This window comes from Winogradskyella sp. SYSU M77433 (assembly GCF_029911945.1).
Taxonomy (GTDB): domain Bacteria; phylum Bacteroidota; class Bacteroidia; order Flavobacteriales; family Flavobacteriaceae; genus Winogradskyella.
Genome location: NZ_JARYTG010000001.1, coordinates 41962 through 62266 on the forward strand (window position 1 = coordinate 41962; position 20305 = coordinate 62266).

General features: G+C 32.7%; 20 protein-coding genes. 14 read left to right on the top strand and 6 right to left on the bottom strand.

Annotation, left to right across the window (positions count from 1 at the left end):
- Positions 1-13 precede the first annotated feature (13 nt).
- The 10 genes from QGM60_RS00205 (at position 14) to QGM60_RS00250 (ending at position 11847) form a co-directional block, all read left to right on the top strand.
- The gene (locus tag QGM60_RS00205; protein ID WP_281138164.1) at positions 14-1294 is read left to right on the top strand and encodes an adenylosuccinate synthase; all 1281 of its coding nucleotides are present in this window, start codon (positions 14-16) and stop codon (positions 1292-1294) included.
- Between the two features lie 85 nt (positions 1295-1379).
- On the top strand, positions 1380-3200 hold the full coding sequence (locus QGM60_RS00210; protein WP_281138165.1) for an OstA-like protein: 1821 nt from the start codon (positions 1380-1382) through the stop codon (positions 3198-3200).
- Positions 3201-3207: 7 nt separating this feature from the next.
- Positions 3208-4383, top strand: a complete 1176-nt coding sequence (locus QGM60_RS00215) for an aspartate aminotransferase family protein (RefSeq protein ID WP_281138166.1) — start codon at positions 3208-3210, stop codon at positions 4381-4383.
- A gap of 160 nt (positions 4384-4543) precedes the next feature.
- Positions 4544-5950, top strand: coding sequence for a tetratricopeptide repeat protein (locus QGM60_RS00220; RefSeq protein WP_281138167.1), 1407 nt, complete (start codon positions 4544-4546; stop codon positions 5948-5950).
- Between the two features lie 36 nt (positions 5951-5986).
- A complete protein-coding gene (locus QGM60_RS00225) occupies positions 5987-6955 on the top strand; it encodes a DUF368 domain-containing protein (protein ID WP_281138168.1) in 969 nt (322 codons plus the stop codon).
- Positions 6955-7977 (top strand): DUF368 domain-containing protein, encoded by a 1023-nt coding sequence (locus QGM60_RS00230; protein ID WP_281138169.1) that lies wholly within the window; start codon positions 6955-6957, stop codon positions 7975-7977. The genes QGM60_RS00225 and QGM60_RS00230 overlap by 1 nt, the downstream gene beginning before the upstream one ends.
- Positions 7943-8704 (top strand): shikimate dehydrogenase, encoded by a 762-nt coding sequence (locus QGM60_RS00235; RefSeq protein WP_281138170.1) that lies wholly within the window; start codon positions 7943-7945, stop codon positions 8702-8704. Before QGM60_RS00230 ends, QGM60_RS00235 begins: the two co-directional genes overlap by 35 nt.
- A 90-nt stretch (positions 8705-8794) precedes the next feature.
- Positions 8795-10768, top strand: a complete 1974-nt coding sequence (locus QGM60_RS00240) for a DUF349 domain-containing protein (protein WP_281138171.1) — start codon at positions 8795-8797, stop codon at positions 10766-10768.
- Positions 10769-10823: 55 nt separating this feature from the next.
- A complete protein-coding gene (locus tag QGM60_RS00245; protein ID WP_281138172.1) occupies positions 10824-11168 on the top strand; it encodes a hypothetical protein in 345 nt (114 codons plus the stop codon).
- A gap of 283 nt (positions 11169-11451) precedes the next feature.
- A complete protein-coding gene (locus tag QGM60_RS00250) occupies positions 11452-11847 on the top strand; it encodes a DUF2459 domain-containing protein (RefSeq protein WP_281138173.1) in 396 nt (131 codons plus the stop codon).
- A 243-nt stretch (positions 11848-12090) separates the two neighbouring features.
- Here QGM60_RS00250 and mazG read toward each other — a convergent pair whose 3' ends face one another.
- Genes mazG through ruvX form a run of 4 tightly spaced genes read right to left on the bottom strand, consistent with a single transcriptional unit; the run spans position 12091 to position 14350 of the window.
- Positions 12091-12864 carry a nucleoside triphosphate pyrophosphohydrolase gene (gene mazG / locus QGM60_RS00255; protein WP_281138174.1) on the bottom strand — a complete coding sequence of 258 codons (774 nt, stop codon included), beginning with the start codon at positions 12862-12864 and terminating at the stop codon, positions 12091-12093.
- Between the two features lies 1 nt (position 12865).
- The gene (locus QGM60_RS00260) at positions 12866-13297 is read right to left on the bottom strand and encodes a DUF5606 domain-containing protein (protein ID WP_281138176.1); all 432 of its coding nucleotides are present in this window, start codon (positions 13295-13297) and stop codon (positions 12866-12868) included.
- A gap of 10 nt (positions 13298-13307) precedes the next feature.
- Positions 13308-13898, bottom strand: a complete 591-nt coding sequence (def, locus tag QGM60_RS00265; protein WP_281138177.1) for a peptide deformylase — start codon at positions 13896-13898, stop codon at positions 13308-13310.
- A 38-nt stretch (positions 13899-13936) separates the two neighbouring features.
- Positions 13937-14350: a Holliday junction resolvase RuvX gene (gene ruvX / locus QGM60_RS00270; RefSeq protein ID WP_281138179.1), complete on the bottom strand. Its 414-nt coding sequence runs from the start codon at positions 14348-14350 to the stop codon at positions 13937-13939.
- A gap of 378 nt (positions 14351-14728) precedes the next feature.
- On the opposite strand from ruvX, the gene QGM60_RS00275 reads away from it, so the two are divergent.
- Positions 14729-15544: a 2,3,4,5-tetrahydropyridine-2,6-dicarboxylate N-succinyltransferase gene (locus QGM60_RS00275; protein ID WP_281138182.1), complete on the top strand. Its 816-nt coding sequence runs from the start codon at positions 14729-14731 to the stop codon at positions 15542-15544.
- Positions 15545-15641: 97 nt separating this feature from the next.
- Positions 15642-16706: a glycosyltransferase family 9 protein gene (locus QGM60_RS00280; protein WP_281138183.1), complete on the top strand. Its 1065-nt coding sequence runs from the start codon at positions 15642-15644 to the stop codon at positions 16704-16706.
- Positions 16707-16709: 3 nt separating this feature from the next.
- Here QGM60_RS00280 and QGM60_RS00285 read toward each other — a convergent pair whose 3' ends face one another.
- A complete protein-coding gene (locus QGM60_RS00285; RefSeq protein ID WP_281138184.1) occupies positions 16710-17531 on the bottom strand; it encodes a glycosyltransferase family 2 protein in 822 nt (273 codons plus the stop codon).
- A 219-nt stretch (positions 17532-17750) separates the two neighbouring features.
- On the opposite strand from QGM60_RS00285, the gene QGM60_RS00290 reads away from it, so the two are divergent.
- The gene (locus QGM60_RS00290) at positions 17751-18506 is read left to right on the top strand and encodes a glycosyltransferase family 2 protein (RefSeq protein WP_281138185.1); all 756 of its coding nucleotides are present in this window, start codon (positions 17751-17753) and stop codon (positions 18504-18506) included.
- Positions 18507-18548: 42 nt separating this feature from the next.
- On the opposite strand, the gene QGM60_RS00295 is transcribed toward QGM60_RS00290, so the two are convergent.
- Positions 18549-19322 (bottom strand): Kdo domain containing protein, encoded by a 774-nt coding sequence (locus tag QGM60_RS00295; protein WP_281138186.1) that lies wholly within the window; start codon positions 19320-19322, stop codon positions 18549-18551.
- Positions 19323-19446: 124 nt separating this feature from the next.
- Here QGM60_RS00295 and QGM60_RS00300 point away from each other — a divergent pair, with 124 nt between their 5' ends.
- Positions 19447-20298, top strand: coding sequence for a glycosyltransferase (locus tag QGM60_RS00300; RefSeq protein ID WP_281138187.1), 852 nt, complete (start codon positions 19447-19449; stop codon positions 20296-20298).
- Positions 20299-20305: the final 7 nt, after the last annotated feature.

The window sequence follows — 20305 nt, forward strand, 5'->3', positions numbered from 1 at the left end:
CTAATTTTTTACAATGGCAGTAGATTTACTACTAGGTTTACAATGGGGCGACGAAGGCAAAGGAAAAATTGTCGATGTATTCACCTCTAAATACGATATTATTGCACGCTTTCAAGGTGGCCCAAATGCTGGACATACTTTGGTTTTTAATGGCAAAAAGCATGTTTTACACACTATTCCTTCTGGGATATTTCATGATAACACAGTAAACCTTGTGGGTAACGGTGTGGTAATAGATCCTGTTATTTTCAAAAAGGAATTAGATAAATTAGATGAGCAAAATGTTGATTATAAAAAATCCCTTTGCATCTCAAGAAAAGCACATATCATTTTACCTACGCATCGCTTATTGGATGCTGCGAGTGAAGCTTCAAAAGGCAAGGCGAAAATTGGATCTACCTTAAAAGGTATTGGTCCAACATACATGGACAAAACTGGTAGAAATGGCATCAGAGTTGGTGATATTGAATTAGCCGATTGGAAAGAGAAATATAGAGCTTTAGCTGATAAGCATGAAGCAATGATTGAATTCTACAATGTAGATATTCAATATGATTTAAAAGAACTTGAAGCTGATTTCTTTGAAGCTATTGAGACTTTAAAATCCTTAAAATTTATCGATTCAGAAGAATTCATCCACCAAGCACAAGCTTCTGGAAAATCAATTCTAGCTGAAGGCGCTCAAGGCTCTTTGTTAGATATTGATTTCGGAACCTATCCTTTTGTTACCTCATCAAACACAACTGCCGCTGGTGCTTGTACTGGTTTAGGTGTTGCACCAAACCAAATTGGTGAAGTTTTCGGAATCTTCAAAGCTTACACTACACGTGTTGGTTCTGGACCTTTCCCAACAGAACTTTTTGATGAAGATGGAGAAACTATGGCTAGAGTTGGTAACGAGTTTGGTGCTACAACTGGTCGTCCAAGACGTTGCGGATGGTTAGATTTAGTGGCATTACGTTATGCTTGCCAAGTTAATGGTGTTACACAGTTAATTATGATGAAAGGTGATGTTTTATCTGGCTTTGAAACCTTAAAAGTTTGTACCGCTTACAAATATAAAGGTGAAACTATCACACACTTACCATATAACATAGAAGAGGAAAATGTAACTCCTATTTACACAGAAGTAAAAGGTTGGGCTGCAGACTTAACAGGAATGACAGAAGCTTCGCAATTACCTAAAGAGCTTAACGACTATGTTGAGTTTTTAGAAAAAGAGCTTAATATTCCTATTACTATTGTTTCTGTAGGACCAGATCGTAAGCAAACTATTGTTAGGAAGACAGTTTAGATTTTCAATTAAGATTCTGTTAAAAAAACTGTTAACTCATACTAAAGCAAATCTATAAGTGTTACTTTACAAAAAACATATTGCTTTGAATAGTTTTAAGAATCTTCTTTTTCTACTTGGTTTCATCATAGCTTTTTCTGTTTCTGCTCAAGAAAAACAACGTATTACAGTTGAGTATGCTGGAACGTTTTATTCTGATCCGGAAATAGAAGATGGCGCTAAGGTTTTTCTTAGAGATAAATCTCAACAAGTTCACTTTGTTCACAAAGGAGCCGATGTATTTTGTGATAAAGCAATTTATTACGAAGATCAGGATTACCTAGAAGCTTTTAGTAATGTAAGTATGAAACAAGGCGACTCTATTAATATGGTCGCCAAATATGTAGAATATAGTGGAAAAACGCAACTCGCCTTCGCAAGAGGTGATGTTGTTTTAACGGAACCTCAATCGGTTTTAACGACTGACAAACTCTATTACGATAGAAATCGTCAACTTGCGTACTACGACACTAAAGGTAAAGTAGTTAGAGACTCATCTGGCACAATAACGAGTCAGATTGGTCGCTACTACATGAATGCCCAAAAGTATCAGTTTACTCAAGATGTAGTTCTTGTAAATCCTGAATATACTTTAAACACGGACCGTTTAGACTTTTTTACAGAAAACGGACACGCTTACCTTTTTGGACCTTCAACAATTGTGGGCGAAACTAGTAAAGTCTACTGTGAACGTGGTTTTTACGATACTAATAATGATACAGGTCATTTTCAAAGAAATGCCAAAATAGACTACGATAATAGAACTGTTGAAGGTGATAGCCTATATTTTGATAGAAACAAAAGTTTTGCTTCGGCAACAAATAACATAACGGTTACAGATACTATTAACAATAGTATTGTCCGTGGGCATTATGCCGAAGTTTGGCGTGAAAGAGATTCTGTTTTTATAACCAAGCGTGCTTTAGCGATTACAGTACAAGAAAATGATTCTGTTTACATGCATGCGGACACTTTAATGGTTACTGGAAAAGCTGAAAACCGTATTACACGTGGCTATTATAATGCTAGAATATACAAAAGTGATTTAGCCGGAAAAGCCGATTCCATTCATGTTGATCATAAATCTGGACTAACACAAATGCTGAATCTCGCACGTTTTAGTTCTTCCGATGCTTTTGCTCTAGCAAGAAAACCAGTGCTTTGGAATTTAGGCAATCAAATGACAGGTGATACCATTCATCTACTCTCAAATACAGAAACCGAAAAACTAGACTCCTTAAAGGTATTTAACAATGCGTTTTTAGTGAGTAAAGATACCTTGAGCGAAGATGGTTATGATCAAATCAAAGGACAACGACTGATTGGTTTGTTTAGAGATAATGAACTCTACAATGTTGATATTATCAAAAATGCGGAAACGATTCGTTATTTAAGAAATGATAAAAATGAGCTTATAGGAATCCAAAAATCAAAATCAGGAAGTATTAATATTCAAATTGTTGAAAGTGCCATCGAAGAAGTTCGTTTTATAAATCAAATTGATGGCTATATTTATCCTGAAGAAGATTTTCCAAAAAGCGGAAGACGACTTAGAGGTTTTAACTGGCGTGGAGACGAACGACTACTGTCTATTGAAGATTTATTTAAAGACGATCCTCCTTTAGATCTTCCAAAAATTCAAGGTTTGGAAGACTATGTTCCTCCTGAAGAATTTATTGACGATGCCGTTACCGAACGTATTGAAGAGGCTGGAAAAGAAACACCAAACAAACCTAACAAAGCGGCTAGGAATTTACCAGAAAAGGAAAAAACTAAACCGTTACAACCTAGCGTAAAAAAGCCTCAAAAAGCTTTTCAAACAAAGACTTTAAAAGTAGATAGTAGCTCCGTAAAAAAAGAAGAGTAGCGTAAAAATGTTAAGTGACTTTTTTAAATACCAAGCACAGACTTCTCCTCATCCTTTAGCTATGGAAGTCAGCCATTCCAAAGGAAGCTATATCTATGATAAAAACGGTAAAGGTTATCTTGATTTTGTTGCAGGTGTTTCTGCGTGCAGTTTGGGACACTGTCATCCTAAAGTTATTGAAGCCGTTAAATCTCAACTAGACAAGTATCTACATGTTATGGTTTATGGCGAATATGCTCAAGAACCAGCTGTTGAGCTTTCAAAGTTTATTGCAGAACATTTACCTAAACCTTTAGACACCACATATTTAGTCAATTCCGGAACTGAAGCTATTGAAGGTAGTTTAAAATTAGCACGACGCTATACAGGAAGAACCGAAATTATTGCCGCTAAAAATTGCTATCATGGCAATACAATGGGATCACTGAGTTTAATGGATTATGAAGAACGCAAAAAACCTTTCCTCCCATTAATCCCTGATGTAAAACATATTCAATTTAATGATGAAGCTGATCTTTCTCAAATTACGGAAAATACAGCTGCTGTGATATTAGAAACTATTCAAGGAGGCGCAGGCTTTATTCAACCCACAAATGATTACTTGCAAAAAGTCCAAAAGCGCTGTAATGAAGTTGGTGCTGTTTTTATCTTGGATGAAATTCAACCTGGTATAGGAAGAACTGGTAAACTCTTTGGTTTTGAAAATTATAACTGCCAACCAGATATTGTTGTCACAGGAAAAGGTCTTGGAGGTGGTTTGCCTATCGGAGCATTTACAGCTTCAAAAGAGATGATGTACACATTAAGTGACAATCCTAAAATGGGACACATTACAACATTTGGTGGAAATCCTGTTATAGCTGCTGCTGCTTTAGCGACATTAAAGGAAATAACATCCTCTAACCTAATGACTGAAGCTTTAGAAAAAGAAAAATTGGTAAGACAACATCTTCAGCATAAACACATTAAAGACATACGAGGCAAAGGATTAATGTTGGCTGCAATAACTGAACATGCTGACATAACAAACCAAGCTATATTAAAAAGTCAAGAAGAAGGTTTAATTCTTTTTTGGCTACTTTTTGAACCAAAAGCTATCAGAATTACCCCTCCTTTAACAATTTCTAATGAAGAACTTATTAAAGGTTGTAAGATAATCACTTCTATTTTAGATTCTATTTAATTCACCTAAACACATTTCAAATCACTGAATATCAGCTTAAAATTAATTTCAATTGAAGTTTTATTTCAATGTTAATTAATTTGTTAAAAACATTCAAGCAAAAATCTACAATGAACAATTGATAACAGTAAATTTATTCATGTGAATCATTAATCCGCTTATGCAATATAGTCACGACGACGAAAATTTATCTCTCACAAGGTTTGAATCGATGTTAAAAACAAACGATATTTTGTTCTTCGATTCTGACGAATTTGAAAACATCATCCATCACTATCTTGAAAATGGAAAAATGGCTTTAGCTAAAAGAGCTATCAAATTAGGTTTAGAACAACATCCTACTTCCATTAACCTAAGACTATTCAAAGTAGAGATTTTGGTGATTGAGAATAAATTTGCACAAGCCAATGAAATTTTAGAAATGCTTCACACATTAGAACCTAACAATGAAGAAATCTTCATTCAGAAAGCTAATGTTTTATCTAAACAAGATCATCACCAAGAAGCTATACAAACACTACTTATTGCTATTGGTATGTCTGGTACTCCAGAAGACGATGCCGATTTGTATGCTTTGGTCGGAATGGAATATTTGTTTTTAGATGAATTTGAAAATGCACTCATCTACTTTAAAAAATGTTTAGAAACTGATACTTCAGACTATTCTGCACTTCATAATATTGTGTATTGTTATGATTTCTTAAACAAAAATGATGAAGCTATCAGCTATCTCAATGAGTTTTTAGATTCTAACCCTTATTGCGAAGTCGCTTGGCATCAATTAGGCCGTCAATATTTTACTTTAAAAGAATACGCTAAAGCCAATGCTGCTTTTGAATTTGCTATTATATCAGACGATACTTTTGTAGGAGCATATATTGAAAAAGGTAAAGTTTTAGAAAAGCTGAAGCACTATGAAGATGCTATAGAAAACTATAAAATTACGCTTGCTTTAGAAGATCCAACCTCTTTTGCGCTTTTACGTATCGGTCATTGTTATGATAAGCTTGGACTTGAAGAGTTGGCTATTCAGTTCTTTAGAAAAACAGTTGATGAAGATCCTCTTTTAGACAAAGGGTGGATTGCGATAACTAAGTTTTACATGAAGCGCTTAAACTACCAAAAAGCACTTTATTATATCAATAAAGCTGTAAATATTGATGGTGAAAATGTGTTATACTGGAAACTCTATGCAACAATCAATAAGCGATTAAATTTTCTAGAAGAAGCCGAACGTGGTTATAAACGTTCTTTGGAATTGGGTAACTATGAATTAGAAACTTGGATTAACAGATCTGATATCTTAACTAGTTTAGGAGAATACCAAGGAGCTATTTTTAATTTAATTCAAGCAGCTGAGTTTTATCCTGAAAATGCTGAAATAGAATACCGTTTGGCAGGTCTATATTTTACAACTCACCAACAAGAGGAAGGCCGTTTTCATCTTAAAAATGCTACAAAACTGAATATTGATTACAGTTTTATAATTTCTGAGTTGTTCCCGAACCTAAATAACAAGCCTATGGTTAAGGCTATTATTTCTGAATCCAAAAGAACTTCCAACTAAAAAATCCATACCTTAGCAGTTCATTTTTTAGAACGAATGCAAAGACGATTTTTTGACTATTTAATCATAAGCCTTAAAGGTATTGCCATGGGCGCAGCCGATGTTGTACCTGGTGTTTCTGGTGGAACTATTGCTTTTATTTCTGGTATTTACGAAGAACTTATTGAGAGTATTGATAAAATTAGCCTAGAGGTTTTTAAAGTTTGGAAAACAGAAGGTTTTAAATCTGCTTGGAAATCTATAAACGGTAATTTTTTACTCGCGCTGTTTTCAGGTATTGCTATTAGTATTTTATCCTTAGCAAAGTTAATTAAATGGCTTCTTCATAACGAACCTATCTTACTTTGGTCATTTTTCTTCGGATTGGTTTTAGCTAGTATTTTATACATCGCAAAGCAAATTGAAGGCTGGTCTATAAAAATAATTTTAGCCATTGTTGCCACATCTATACTTTCATATTACATCACTTTAGCAGAACCTTTTGCCTCACCAGAAAGCCCTTTTTATTTATTGTTTTGTGGATTTATAGCCATTATAGCAATGATACTACCTGGTGTTTCTGGAGCTTTTATTTTATTGATACTTGGAGCTTATCAAACAGCTATTGATACTGTTAACGATTTAAGGGATGGCTTACTTCAAGGTAATATGGAACTTTTTAAGAATGCTCTTTTAAAGTTCTTTCTATTAGCTATTGGTGCTGTTGTTGGGATTAAAGTATTCTCAAAAGCTTTGAACTGGATGTTCAAACATCAAAAAAACTTGACTTTAGCTATTCTAACTGGTTTTATGATTGGCTCATTAAATAAAATATGGCCATGGAAAGAAGTGCTTAAAACCCGCATAAATTCTGAAGGAGAAGAAGTCACACTTCTCGATAAAAGCATACTTCCATCTTCATATGATGGAGACAACCAACTTATAATGGCTATTATTTTTATTGTCATCGGTTTTGCTGCAATTCTGATTTTAGAAAGCTTAGGAAAAAACAAAACTAAAGCCTAATGCAAAGTACCAGAACCCTTAAAGATCGTATTTTCTTGGTCATTAAAGGTCTGGCTATGGGAGCTGCTAACAAAGTTCCTGGTGTTTCTGGTGGTGTTGTAGCTTTTGTTGCTGGTTTTTACGAAGAGTTTATTTATTCTTTACAACGCGTAAACAACAAGGCTTTTAAACTGTTTTTCAATGGCAGGTTTAAAAGTTTCTACCGCTATATTAATGGTAAATTCCTAAGCCTTTTATTTCTAGGCATGATAGTGAGTTATTTTAGTATTTCAAAAGTACTAGACTATCTCATTGTTAACTATCAACTCTATGTTTGGAGTACTTTCTTTGGTATGATCTTAGGATCTATCTACTACATCAATAAAGATTTTAAACAATGGAACCAAAAAACAATAACAGCCTTAATTTTAGGAGCAGCTGTTGGTATAAGCATTAGCTTTTTGGATCCTGCAACCGAAAATGACAACCTCTTCTTTGTTTTTTTCTGCGGCATTATAAGTGTTTCTGGCATGACGCTTCCTGGTTTTTCAGGATCTTTCATTCTTATTTTATTGGGCAACTACGTCTTACTTTTGGTAGATTCTGTAAATGCACTTTATGATACCTTATTCGATATTATTAGTGGAGATTTTAGCTTTTGGCAAGACCAAGCCAGAATGCGAATGCTAAAAGTACTTGGTGTATTTACATTAGGTTCCGTTACTGGCTTGGTGACCTTCTCACATATTCTAAATTACATTCTACATCACTACAAAAATATAACCTTAGCAACCATTGTTGGCTTTATTATCGGTTCGCTTGGAGTAGTATGGCCTTGGAAGGAAACTATATACAAAACAAATTCTGAAGGTGCTTTTATTTTGGATTCCACTGGAGAACAAGTTATTGCAAATTACCAACGATTTTTACCCGAACTTAATACCCAAACATACATTGCAATTGCTTATATTGTCCTTGGAATCTTTATAATTTTAGGACTAGAATGGTATGGGCAAAGGACTAGACAAGTTAAAAACAAGTAAGTACGGATTAGTTGGTAGAAATATCTCTTACTCTTTTTCTAGAGCCTATTTTGCAGAAAAATTCAAGTCAGAAAATTTGCCTCATAGTTATGTTAACTTTGATTTAAAATCGATACATGAACTAGATGACATCATAAAAAACAATCCAGATCTAAAAGGCCTTAACGTTACTATTCCTTACAAAGAAGATGTTATTCCTTTATTAGACGATCTTAATAAACGTGCCAGAAAAATTGGTGCCGTTAATACAATTAAAATTACACGCTTTCAAAAACTCATCGGTTATAACACCGATTATTATGGTTTTAAAAACTCACTAAAACCTCATTTAAAAAAGCATCATAAAAGTGCATTAATTCTAGGAACTGGTGGAGCTTCAAAAGCTATAGCTCATGCTTTAAAAAAACTAAAAATAGATTTTGATTATGTTTCTAGAACCGAAAAAAAAGACGCCAAATTTTTATATACAGACCTTACACAAGAAATTATTGCCTCCTATTCCATTATAATTAACTGCACTCCAATTGGCACATTCCCTAAAGTAAATGAATGCCCTGACATTCCTTATGATGGTATTTCGGACAAACATATTCTTTATGATCTTATTTATAATCCTGAGCAAACCAAGTTTTTAAGCTGTGGAGATCTCAAAGGAGCTGTTACAATAAACGGATTGGAAATGCTAAAGCTTCAGGCTGAAAAATCCTGGGAAATCTGGAATAAGTAAGCCATTCCTTACATATTTGCCAAATTATCAAAATGCTTTGTATTTCAAACGCTTGTTAGTATCTTTAACTTCTAATAAATACATTGACATATGTCTGAGCACGATAACCTGCAAGATGCAGATGGAAAAAAAGAAGTAGAATCTACAGAAGCTACTCCAATACAAGAACCAACATCTAAAGTTGAAGAAAACACAGAGACAACTTCTAACGAAACCAAAGAAGTTGAAACTCCTGATGCACAAGAAGCAACACCGAAAAATGAAAATCATGTGGATGAGATTGATGCTTCAAATGCTGAGGATGCAGAAGATGAATCTAATAGTGAACGTCACCAATTAGAGGATAAAGATTACCATGCCATGACGATGAATCAGCTGGTAACTGAACTCAATAATCTACTAAGACGTCATAAAATTCAGACCATTTCAAAACATGTCAATGAAATAAAAGCTGAGTTTAACGCTAAATTTGGTGAACTTTTAGAGCAGAAAAAAGAAGAATTTATTGAGGATGGTGGTAATGAAATAGACTTCTATTACACCAATGATGAAAAAAAACTTTTCAATTCGCTTTACAAAGAATACAAACAATCTATAAGCGCTTACTATAAAGACCGTGAGCAATCGCTCAAACAAAATCTAGAAAACAGATTAGCTATTATAGAAGAAATAAAAGGCTTGCTTAATGTTGAAGAAAACATGGGTACCACTTACAAAACCTTTAAAGAGCTTCAAGAAAAATGGAGAAATGCTGGTCCTATTCCTAGAGACAAATACAATAATGCTTGGAACTCTTACCACCATCATGTAGAAAATTTCTATGATTTCTTACATCTTAATAATGATTTAAGAGATATGGACTTTAAGCACAACTATGAGCAAAAGTTAAAAATCATAGAACGTGCTGAGGAATTAGCTGCTGATGATAATGTAAATCGTGCCTTTAGAGAACTTCAAGTTCTTCACAAAATGTGGAAAGAAGAACTTGGGCCTGTTGGTAAAGAACATAGAGAAGAAATTTGGGAGCGTTTTAGCAATGCTACAAAAACTATCCATGATAAGCGACAAGCTTACTATGCTGACTTAGATAAAGCTTACGAGAAAAATCTAGAAAGAAAAGAGGAGATTATTGCCAATATCCTAGCAGTAGGCGAAGAGCAAATTAATTCTCATGGTGCTTGGCAAAAGAAAATTAAAGAAGTTGAAGCATTAAGAGAAGCTTTTTTCAACGCAGGAAAAGTGCCAATCAAAGTCAATGAAGCAACTTGGGCAAAGTTTAAGGATGCCGTTCGAAGCTTTAACCGTGGAAAAAATAAATTCTATAAAGACTTAAAGAAAGAACAATACGAAAATCTTCAGAAAAAGAGAGATTTAATAAAAATTGCTGAAGACAATATGGAAAGTGACGATTTTGAAACCATCACTCCATTGATGAAGAAAATTCAGAGTGATTGGAAAAAAATTGGTCATGTACCAAGACGTGATAGCGATAAAATCTGGAAGCAATTTAAGAAAGCTTGTAATCATTATTTTGATAGAATGCATGCACAGCGTAAAGCTGAAAACCAACATTTATACGATGCTTTTGACAAAAAAGTAAAACTTCTTGATGAACTTAAGGAGTTAAAACTATCAGACGATACCAAAACCAATGTAGAAACCCTAAAAGCAAAAATTGCTGAATGGAAAGAAATTGGTTATGTACCTCAAAATAAACGTTACATAGACGGAAAGTTTTATAAAGCTATTGATGACGCCTTCGATAAATTAAAGATGGACAAGTCTAAATTAGAGATGGTGAAATTTGAAAGTAAAATTGAAAACTTCTCTAGCGATGACAACGACACTAGACTACTAGATAACGAACAAAACTTCATCAGAAAACGTATTAGTGAGATAAAGGCTGAAATTAACCAACTTGAAAACAATTTACAGTTTTTCTCTAATGTAGATTCTGACAATCCTTTGGTAAAAGACGTTCATAAAAACATTGACAAGCATAAAAAAGAGCTTGATACCTGGAAGAAAAAATTATCTAAGGTTAGGGATATGTATGATGAGTAGATGGTTTTTTCAATTGAAAATTGGACATTACCCTTATTTTTTTAGGTAATTAAAAATGAATATAGAGGAGTTAAAATCTAATATTAAATGGTGGGAATCCAAAAGATGGGTCTTCAATGTTTTAGTTGGATTATCTGGGTTATTTGCCATCTTTAATTTTCTTGCTGAAAGCCAGTATAAATGGACTTTTGAAGACACAATTGGTGTATTAATTTGGGGAATTGGTGCCAACATTTTTTATTCCTTAGGTACACTATTAGAACTATTTGACTGGTATTATCTTGATAGCAAAATAGGAATAAAAAGTTTTAGATTATTTTTCTTTATTTCTGGTACATTTCTGAGTTGCATTTACACCTTTTGGTGCGTTTTGGTTTACTTCTTGGGTACTGCTTTTTGAAAAACATTATCATCAGAAAAAAGAGCTAAGCTTATGAAATCACTTAAAAAGTTATTAAATGGTTTCTATATTTTTTACTAATTCCGATTTCATATTTAATCTTTTCAATGATCTTATCTGTAATAACTATAGATAGAGAAAATTCAGATTTGGTTTCCAATAAATCCATTTATTTGAGTACTAACGGAGTTCATTTAGACATTGTAATACCTACTTATAACATTGATAAATCATTACTTTCGGGAATAAAGCATAGCGCATCTGACAACTATTTATCTTTTGGTTGGGAGACGAAAACTTTTATATCAATACACCTACTTGGGGAGATTTAACGTTTAACAATGCATTCAAAGGTATGTTCTTAAAAAGTTCAACATTGATGCATGTTACACAATATAAATCAAAACGATCTCATTGGATTGAAATAAAAATAAACGAGATAGAACTTCATAAACTGAACAACTATTTATATAACACATTTTTAAAAGATGACAACGGAATGAAGATTATTCTTGAAAACCAAGGCTATACTTCTATCGATAATTTTTATAAAGCAAAAGGGAGTTATTCTTGTTTTAAAACTTGCAATAGTTGGGTTAATTCAGGCTTTAAAGAAAGTGGGCTAAAGTCCTGTTTATGGACTCCATTTGATTTTAGTTTAATGAATAAATACAACTAAAACTTTAAAAAATCAAAACCCACCTGTTATCCACAGATGGGTTATGCCCTAACTAAACTAAATTAACCTTAATTACAACCGCTTAAATAATAATTAAGATTCCTACTAAGAATACAAAAGCTTTAAACTTTTATATACTCTATTTACGTAGGTAAATTCTGTTTGGATGTTTTGGATTTCGTTTTATGATTTTTTTAACATTTTGAACTTTAGAAACAAGTTCTAAATATCAAAAATATAGTATTAAAGTGACTTAGCTTCTTCCCAAAATGTATCCATTTCAGCAAGCGACATATCTTTTAAAGATTTCCCTAAATCCTTAGCTTTTCCTTCTAAATATTGAAAGCGCTTTATGAATTTTTTATTGGTACGCTCTAGAGCGTTTTCAGGGTTTACTTTCAAAAAACGTGCGTAGTTAATCATTGAAAAAAGTACATCACCAAATTCACTTTCAATAGTATCTTGGTTACCGTTTGCTATTTCTGCTTTTAATTCAGCTAGCTCCTCTTCTACTTTTTCAAAAACTTGTTCTGGCTGTTCCCAATCAAAACCAACACCTGCAACTTTATCTTGTATACGGTTAGCTTTTACCATTGCTGGCAGACTTTTAGGCACGCCTTCTAGCACACTCTTTTTACCCTCCTTAAGTTTAAGCTGTTCCCAATTGCGTTTTACATCTTCTTCATTTTCTACCTTTACATCTCCATAAATATGAGGATGGCGCTCTACAAGTTTATCACAAATGCTATTACAGACATCAGCAATATCGAAGTCTTTGGTTTCGCTTCCAATTTTAGAATAGAATACAATATGCAATAAAACATCACCCAACTCTTTTTTAACCTCATCAAGGTCATTATCCAAAATAGCATCGCCAAGTTCGTAAACTTCTTCAATGGTAAGATGACGTAACGATTCCATAGTCTGTTTTTTATCCCAAGGACATTGCTCTCGCAACTCGTCCATGATAATTAACAAACGCTCAAAGGCTTTTAGTTGGGTGGCTTTGTCAAGCATGCTATTCTTCTTCGTCAGAAGTTTTAGTAGTTTCTTCTTCAGCTTCTAATGAAGCTAAAAGATCATTTTTTTGAAGAATATTATACCACTGAATAACTTTCTTTATATCCGAAGCATAAACTCTATCTTCGTCATACTCTGGTAAAACTTCAAAGAAAAATTCTTCAAGTTTTATTTTACTGTCTTTATGACTTATAGATGTTTGCGCGCCATTTTCTTTCTCTTTAATACTTTTAAGAACTTCTCTTAAAGGCACTTCCTCAGTTAAAGTGTAAATAGCAATTTCGCTAAGTATACTAATGTTGCTATGCGCACCAACAGTGATACGTTTTTTATCTATTAAAGATTCTACAACAGCACCTGTTCTGGTCTGCGTTACGATTTGGTATAATCCTGGTTTTCCAGAAATTGATAAAATTTTATCTAAACTCATAAATTCTTTATTAGCGTTTTTTGCTCATGGCAGGAAAACGCATTTTATAGTCAATTCTTATTTTTCCTTTTGAAATATTGGTTAGTTTACCTTTAATCAATCGCTTTTTAAAAGACGATAATTTATCCGTAAACAGTATACCTTCAATATGATCGTACTCATGTTGAATAACTCTAGCGATTAAACCGTCATACTCTTCAACATAGGTATCAAAATTTTCATCTTGGTATTGAATTTTAATTTTTGGCTTTCTAAAAACATCTTCCCTAACATCAGGTATGCTTAAACAACCTTCGTTAAAAGCCCACTCATCACCTTCTTCCTCTAAAATCTGAGCGTTGATAAAGGTTTTTTTGAAATCTTTCATCTGCTTTCTTTCTTTTTCAGAAAGATCCTCATCTTCAGCAAATGGAGACGTATCTACCATAAACATACGAATTGGCAAACCTACCTGTGGTGCAGCCAAACCTACACCGAATGCTCCATACATGGTTTCGTACATGTTTTCAATAAGTTCGTTAAGCTTAGGGTAATCTTTATCAATATCCTTAGCTTGTTTCTTTAAAACAGCATCGCCATAGGCAACGATTGGTAAAATCATAATTCGTTAATTTTCGGGTGCAAAAGTACAATTCTTATTTAAGATTGAGAAGCCAAATAACTCTGTAAAATCAAAGTGGCACTAATTTCGTCTACCAATGCTTTATTCTGTCTTTGTTTTTTCTTCAATCCACTATCAATCATGGTCTGAAATGCCATTTTTGAAGTAAAACGTTCATCAACACGTTCTACCGGAATCGATGGTATTTCCTTATTCAATTTTTCTAAAAACTTTTGAATAAATACTTCACTTTCAGAAACAGTGTTATCCATTTGCTTAGGTTCACCTACAACAAATTTTTCAACGTTCTCTGTTGAAATATAATTTTTTAAAAATGGTAAAAGTTCATTGGTGTTTACTGTTGTTAGTCCTGAAGCAATTATCTGCATTTCGTCCGTAACAGCAATTCCTGTTCGTTTTGTACCGTAATCAATGGCTAAAATTCTTCCCATAGGCTACAAAGATACGTTGAAGTTATGTAATGAAAAAAACGCTTCTCAATGACAAGAAGCGTTTTTCTGAAATTAGCTATTAATTAAGTTCTGAATTTATTACCCTCTAACTTAATAAAATCAGTTATTAATCTATTTTAAGACACCTTATAATCTCTAAGGTCACATTTTCTTTTAAGAAAACTCCTCAAAAAATGGGGTGAGGAGTTTTCGGAATTAGCTATTAATTAAATTCTCGGACGTATTTATTTAGATAAATCATCCTTCTTTTAATTATAGTTTAGACACTACTATTTTTAATTGGTCACATTTTTTTTGAAAAGAATTTTAGCTTCAGTTATTATAGAGGTATCTTTGGCATTTAAATGCAATTAACAGATGGAACAAGTAAAAACAATTATAGAAAGTGCTTGGGAAGACCGTTCTCAACTAAAAAATAAAGTTACCATTGATGCTATAAGAAGCGTCATAGAGCTTATTGATGCAGGAACACTTAGAGTTGCCGAACCAACAGAAAATGGTTGGCAAGTTAATGAGTGGGTAAAAAAAGCTGTGGTACTTTATTTCCCTATTCAGCAAATGGAAACTATGGAAGTTGGTATTTTTGAATACCATGATAAAATTCCACTTAAACGCAATTATGCCGAAAAAGGAATTAGAGTTGTTCCGCATGCTGTAGCTAGACATGGAGCTTATATTTCTTCTGGTACTATTCTTATGCCAAGTTACGTAAATATTGGTGCTTATGTTGATGAAGGTACGATGGTAGATACTTGGGCAACAGTTGGTAGTTGTGCACAGATTGGTAAGAATGTTCACCTTTCTGGAGGTGTTGGTATTGGAGGAGTTTTAGAGCCTTTACAAGCTGCACCTGTAATTATAGAAGATGGTGCTTTTATTGGTAGTCGTTGTATTGTTGTTGAAGGTGTACGTGTAGAAAAAGAAGCTGTATTAGGCGCAAATGTAGTACTAACTATGAGTACAAAAATAATTGATGTTACAGGAGATGAACCTGTTGAAACAAAAGGAGTTGTTCCTGCACGTTCGGTTGTAATTCCTGGAAGTTACACTAAGAAATTTGCTGCTGGAGAATACCAAGTCCCTTGTGCTTTGATTATTGGAAAACGTAAAGAAAGTACAGATAAAAAAACATCGCTTAATGATGCTTTACGTGAATATGATGTAGCGGTTTAATCTAAATGCTATAAAAACATATATAAAACCAAATTCCTTATTTGAATACTTCTTTTTTGGAATTTGGTTTTTATTATTTGTAATTTGAATTTTCAAGATGAAAATTTTAATCATACAACAAAAAATGATTGGTGATGTTTTAGCTACAAGCATTTTGTTTGAAGCTATAAAAAACATCTATCCAAATTCGGAATTACACTATGTAATTAATTCGCACACATACCCTGTTGTAGAAAACAATCCTTTTATTGATAAGTTTCATTTTTTTACTCCTGAACATGAAAAAAGTAAAAGGAAACTTTTCAAATTGGCTAAACAACTTCGTAAAGAAAAATTTAATGCTGTAATTGATGTTTACTCTAAGTTTTCGAGTAATTTTATTTCACTAATTTCGGGAGCAAACACAAGGATTTCTAAGCATAAGTCTTACACTTCTTTTGTTTATACGGATACGTTTAAAGATAAAGCTACACCGAAATCTAACGCTGGTCTGGCTATAGAGAATAGATTACAACTCTTAGAACCATTAGGCATTAATCCTTCAAATATTGTAAGACCGAAAATTTATCTTTCAGATTCAGAGAAAAATGATGCTAAAAGTTTTCTAGAAAACCATAATATAGATTTAAACAAACCTCTTTATATGATAGGCGTTTTGGGTAGCGGAGCTAGTAAAACCTATCCATTTGAATATATGGCTAAGGTAATCGACTCAATAATTGACGAGCAACCTGAAAGTCAAATATTATTCAACTACATTCCAAAACAAGAAGCTGATGCCAAAGCTATTCTTGAGTTATGTTCACCTAAAACCAAAGCACAAATTCATTTTGAAGTTTTTGGAAAAAGTCTCAGAGATTTTATGGCTATTACCTCGCATTGTAATGCTTTGATCGGTAATGAAGGTGGTGCAATAAATATGGCTAAAGCTTTAAGTATTTCAACATTCACCATTTTTTCGCCTTGGATAAAAAAAGAAGCTTGGAATATGTTTGATGATGGTGAAAAGCATGTTTCCGTTCACCTCAAAGATTATGAGAGCCAGCAGTATTCAGAAATCAATCATCCTAAAGAATTAAAATCGGAAGCTTCGGAACTGTATTTAAAATTTAAACCTTCTTATTTTGAAGAAGAATTAGTTCACTTTTTAAATCGAGTCTAGAAATTAACCTTTCTTAATACCGTATTCGGTCCACTTTAAATTTTCTTTCTTCACCTTCGCTCTAATAGCTAGGTTACGATCTAAGGATTCTTGTGTTTTATAACCACGTGCATGATCTAGATGTAGACAAATAGCTTTGTATCTTATTTGTTTGGTTTTAATACCACTGTTTACCAAACGCTCACCCAATTCTCTGTCTGGCCCACCATATTGCATACGTTCGTCATAACCGTTTATGGCAATTAAATCAGACTTCCAAGCAGAAGAATTACAATTATTAAATGTAGCTCCTGTTGGTGTTAATACATTTAAGAAGTTTGCCAATCCATTTTTAGCCGAAAGTTTTAGTTTGTTTTTTCCACTAAGATTACCTTGTTCTTCAAGCCATTTAACTTCAAAACATCGTTTAGATTTTATATCATCTTCTGCAATTGTTTCACTAATATCCATTGGCAATTTACAGTAACCACCAGATAAAAAGAAACCTTTTTCGGCATTCTTAGCATGAGTTTCTACAAAATCTTCACGAGGAATACAATCTCCATCAGTGAATAAAATGTATTCATTTTTAGCCATAACAATAGCTTCATTTAATATTTTTTGACGTCTATATCCTTCGTCTTCGTGCCATGCATGTGTGATTTCTACAGGATAATTTTCCTTAAACTTATCTATGAGTTCTTTGGTTTCGTTTGTAGAACCATCATCAGCAATTATGATATCAAAATCTTTATAGGTTTGAACACTATAACCATACAATACCTTTTCTAACCAATCGGTTTTATTATATGTGGCAATTATTACGGTAATTTTTGGAAATACCATAGTTTATTTCTAAATATTAATTTATTGACATAATAGTCCATTCAAATACCATCCATTTACTAATTTATTATACTCAAGACTACTAATTTTACAAATGTATGAAAATAGCGTGTTCATTTTATAAATAAAAGTAATTACACCTTATTTGAATTTAATAAGAAAAATAATATATGTAAATTAATTACTTTTGATTTTTGTTTTCTAAAACTCATACTCAATATGCAAAAACTGACTGCATTAATTCCTACAGGCAATGAAATCCATAATATAGAAGATGTTATTAAATCTGTCAATTTTGCCGATGAAATTTTAATTGTAGACAGCTTTAGCACTGATGGCACTTATGAGAAATCACTAGATTTAGCGACTAATGTAATACAAAGAAATTACGAATATTCTGCTTCACAAAAAAATTGGGCAATCCCACAAGCCAAGCACGAGTGGATATTACTAGTAGATGCTGATGAGCGTGTAACAAGTGAGCTAAAACAAGAGATTATCTCATTACTAAAAGAGCCCAAAAAAGATGTTGTCGCCTATTGGATAGGTCGCGAAAATCATTTTATGGGACAAAAAGTAAAATATAGTGGATGGAGAAATGATAAGGTTATTCGTTTATTTAAGAGAGATTATTGTTCTTACGAAGATAAACGAGTACATTCTGAAATTATAGCTAATGGTAAAGTTCAATTTCTTCAGAATAAGCTATACCATAATACTTATGTAACTTTTGATAAGTATATTGAAAAAATGAACAGATATGCTGATTGGCAAGCTAGAGATTACGATAAACGTACAGGCAAATTAACACCTTATCATTTCATAATTAAACCTTTTTGGGGATTTTTTAAACATTATATTTTACAAAGTGGTTTTAGAGATGGTGTCATCGGATTAACAATAGGATACATACAAGGATATGTAGTTTTTATAAGATATGTAAAGCTATGGTTATTAAGGAGAAATTTGAAGTAATTAATTTTTAGAGAAGCATTTTCAATTAAAAAATATAAAAGATTATTTTGCCTTCTTTCTCCAAAAAAAATATTTCTTTTTAAAAGCTTCCTTCTTTTTAAATCCAGATGAGAATTTTTCTGAAAAATAAAACATTCGTTCTCGTACTTCTACATGAGGTTTATTGATGAGCTTAGCATATTCATCACTAATGATATCTAACATATAATCTTTTGGTGATAATCGTGCAAAATTTGCTAATCGTTCATCAAGAGATAAGTTTTTAAATTCCATTCGGTTAAGGTCTACTAAGTAAAATTCGTAACCTGTAGCTGTTTTTCTTATAAGTGTATTACCTGGTGAGTGATCTAAAAAATGGATACCTTTTTCATGAAGTTCAAACGTAAACCTTGTAAACTCTCTCAAAATACTTTCATAATTCTCACACTTTGGTTCTCTTATAAGTTTTCGAATTGTAAAATCGTATTCCAGCTGTTTACTTATATAATAACTTTTCCCGAAAGTTAGTGGTGAGGTATATTCTACGTAAGCTTCTGGCGAAGGTGTTAGAATTCCCGAATCTAGTAAACGCTGGCCATAAAGAAATGATCGTTCTGCCTTACTTTTTCTAAAAAAACGATAGACAATTTTATTAACTAGATTAGGAATCTTAAATTCCTTGATATTATACCGTTGTCCATCAATCGTTAGAATTTTAATGACGTTACGGTAACCATTACCTATCATTTCTCCTTCATGGTCAAAATTCTCAATAGCTTTCATTAAGCTATCTTTTGACAAGGCTGAGTCTTTATGTATTTTAATGGTTACTGACATAGGTTAAAACATATCTAACAATGATTTGCAAAAGTAGGTATTTATAGCGTGCCTTTCAAATTAGCAAACTAAGGATGTAGAAATATTATTTCTTTAAATTTGTCTATCAAATAACAGCAAGAAGATGTTTAAACACTATCTCATTACACGTTTTAATCTCAAAAATAAAAATTGGGAGGTAACTAAAAATAACGAAACGCTTTTAACACGTGAATGGATGACACATCGCATTGGCTTGTTTAGCAATTTCTGCCTACCTTCTGTTGCTAACCAAAGTAATACTAAGTTTGAATGGCTATTGTTTTTTGACACAAGTACAGATTCTGATTTTAAGGATGAAATAAAAACTTTACTAAAACCTTTTTCGCATTTTAAATCCTTTTATATTGATGGCATGGACGCTTTTCACTCTTCCATCAAACAGCATATTGAAGAAGATAGCAAAGGTAGTCAATACATCATCACCTCTCGTATAGATAATGATGACTGTATTCATAAAGATTATATCGGCACAATTCAAGAGCAATTTAAGTCACAAAATTTTATGGCTATTGATGTTTTAAAAGGCTATTCGCTTCAAATTTCACCTGAAATAATGCTAGGTAAAAAAGAGCATATTTTTAACCCTTTTATAAGTCTTATCGAAAAAAATGAAGCTCCAAAAACAGTTTGGTTTAGCGATCATAATATGTGGAAAAAAGAATCGAGACGTGTTGAAATTTCAAACAAACGTCTTTGGATGTCTATAATACACGAAAAAAATAAAGTCAATGAATTTGATGGTTATGACAATGTAGATTGGGACGATATAAAAACTCAGTTCATGGTATCTGAAACTATTGAAGAAAAAATATCTAACAAGATTATTCCGCATAAAAAATGGCGAAAATTAAGCCTAAAGAATAAGCTCTACGTTAATTATGTTCTTGCCAGTAAAAAGTTTAAAAAAGCCTTAGGTCTCTATAAAATAAAGTAACTTGAAA

Coding starts and splice junctions, on each gene's coding strand:
- QGM60_RS00245 (WP_281138172.1), top strand. CDS start 10,824: ATGAATATAGAGGAGTTAAAATCTAATATTAAATGGTGGGAATCCAAA.
- QGM60_RS00235 (WP_281138170.1), top strand. CDS start 7,943: ATGGGCAAAGGACTAGACAAGTTAAAAACAAGTAAGTACGGATTAGTT.
- QGM60_RS00300 (WP_281138187.1), top strand. CDS start 19,447: ATGTTTAAACACTATCTCATTACACGTTTTAATCTCAAAAATAAAAAT.
- def (WP_281138177.1), bottom strand. CDS start 13,898: ATGATTTTACCAATCGTTGCCTATGGCGATGCTGTTTTAAAGAAACAA.
- QGM60_RS00275 (WP_281138182.1), top strand. CDS start 14,729: ATGGAACAAGTAAAAACAATTATAGAAAGTGCTTGGGAAGACCGTTCT.
- mazG (WP_281138174.1), bottom strand. CDS start 12,864: ATGCTTGACAAAGCCACCCAACTAAAAGCCTTTGAGCGTTTGTTAATT.
- QGM60_RS00290 (WP_281138185.1), top strand. CDS start 17,751: ATGCAAAAACTGACTGCATTAATTCCTACAGGCAATGAAATCCATAAT.
- QGM60_RS00260 (WP_281138176.1), bottom strand. CDS start 13,297: ATGAGTTTAGATAAAATTTTATCAATTTCTGGAAAACCAGGATTATAC.
- QGM60_RS00280 (WP_281138183.1), top strand. CDS start 15,642: ATGAAAATTTTAATCATACAACAAAAAATGATTGGTGATGTTTTAGCT.
- QGM60_RS00285 (WP_281138184.1), bottom strand. CDS start 17,531: ATGGTATTTCCAAAAATTACCGTAATAATTGCCACATATAATAAAACC.
- QGM60_RS00220 (WP_281138167.1), top strand. CDS start 4,544: ATGCAATATAGTCACGACGACGAAAATTTATCTCTCACAAGGTTTGAA.
- QGM60_RS00205 (WP_281138164.1), top strand. CDS start 14: ATGGCAGTAGATTTACTACTAGGTTTACAATGGGGCGACGAAGGCAAA.
- QGM60_RS00240 (WP_281138171.1), top strand. CDS start 8,795: ATGTCTGAGCACGATAACCTGCAAGATGCAGATGGAAAAAAAGAAGTA.
- ruvX (WP_281138179.1), bottom strand. CDS start 14,350: ATGGGAAGAATTTTAGCCATTGATTACGGTACAAAACGAACAGGAATT.
- QGM60_RS00295 (WP_281138186.1), bottom strand. CDS start 19,322: ATGTCAGTAACCATTAAAATACATAAAGACTCAGCCTTGTCAAAAGAT.
- QGM60_RS00215 (WP_281138166.1), top strand. CDS start 3,208: ATGTTAAGTGACTTTTTTAAATACCAAGCACAGACTTCTCCTCATCCT.
- QGM60_RS00225 (WP_281138168.1), top strand. CDS start 5,987: ATGCAAAGACGATTTTTTGACTATTTAATCATAAGCCTTAAAGGTATT.
- QGM60_RS00230 (WP_281138169.1), top strand. CDS start 6,955: ATGCAAAGTACCAGAACCCTTAAAGATCGTATTTTCTTGGTCATTAAA.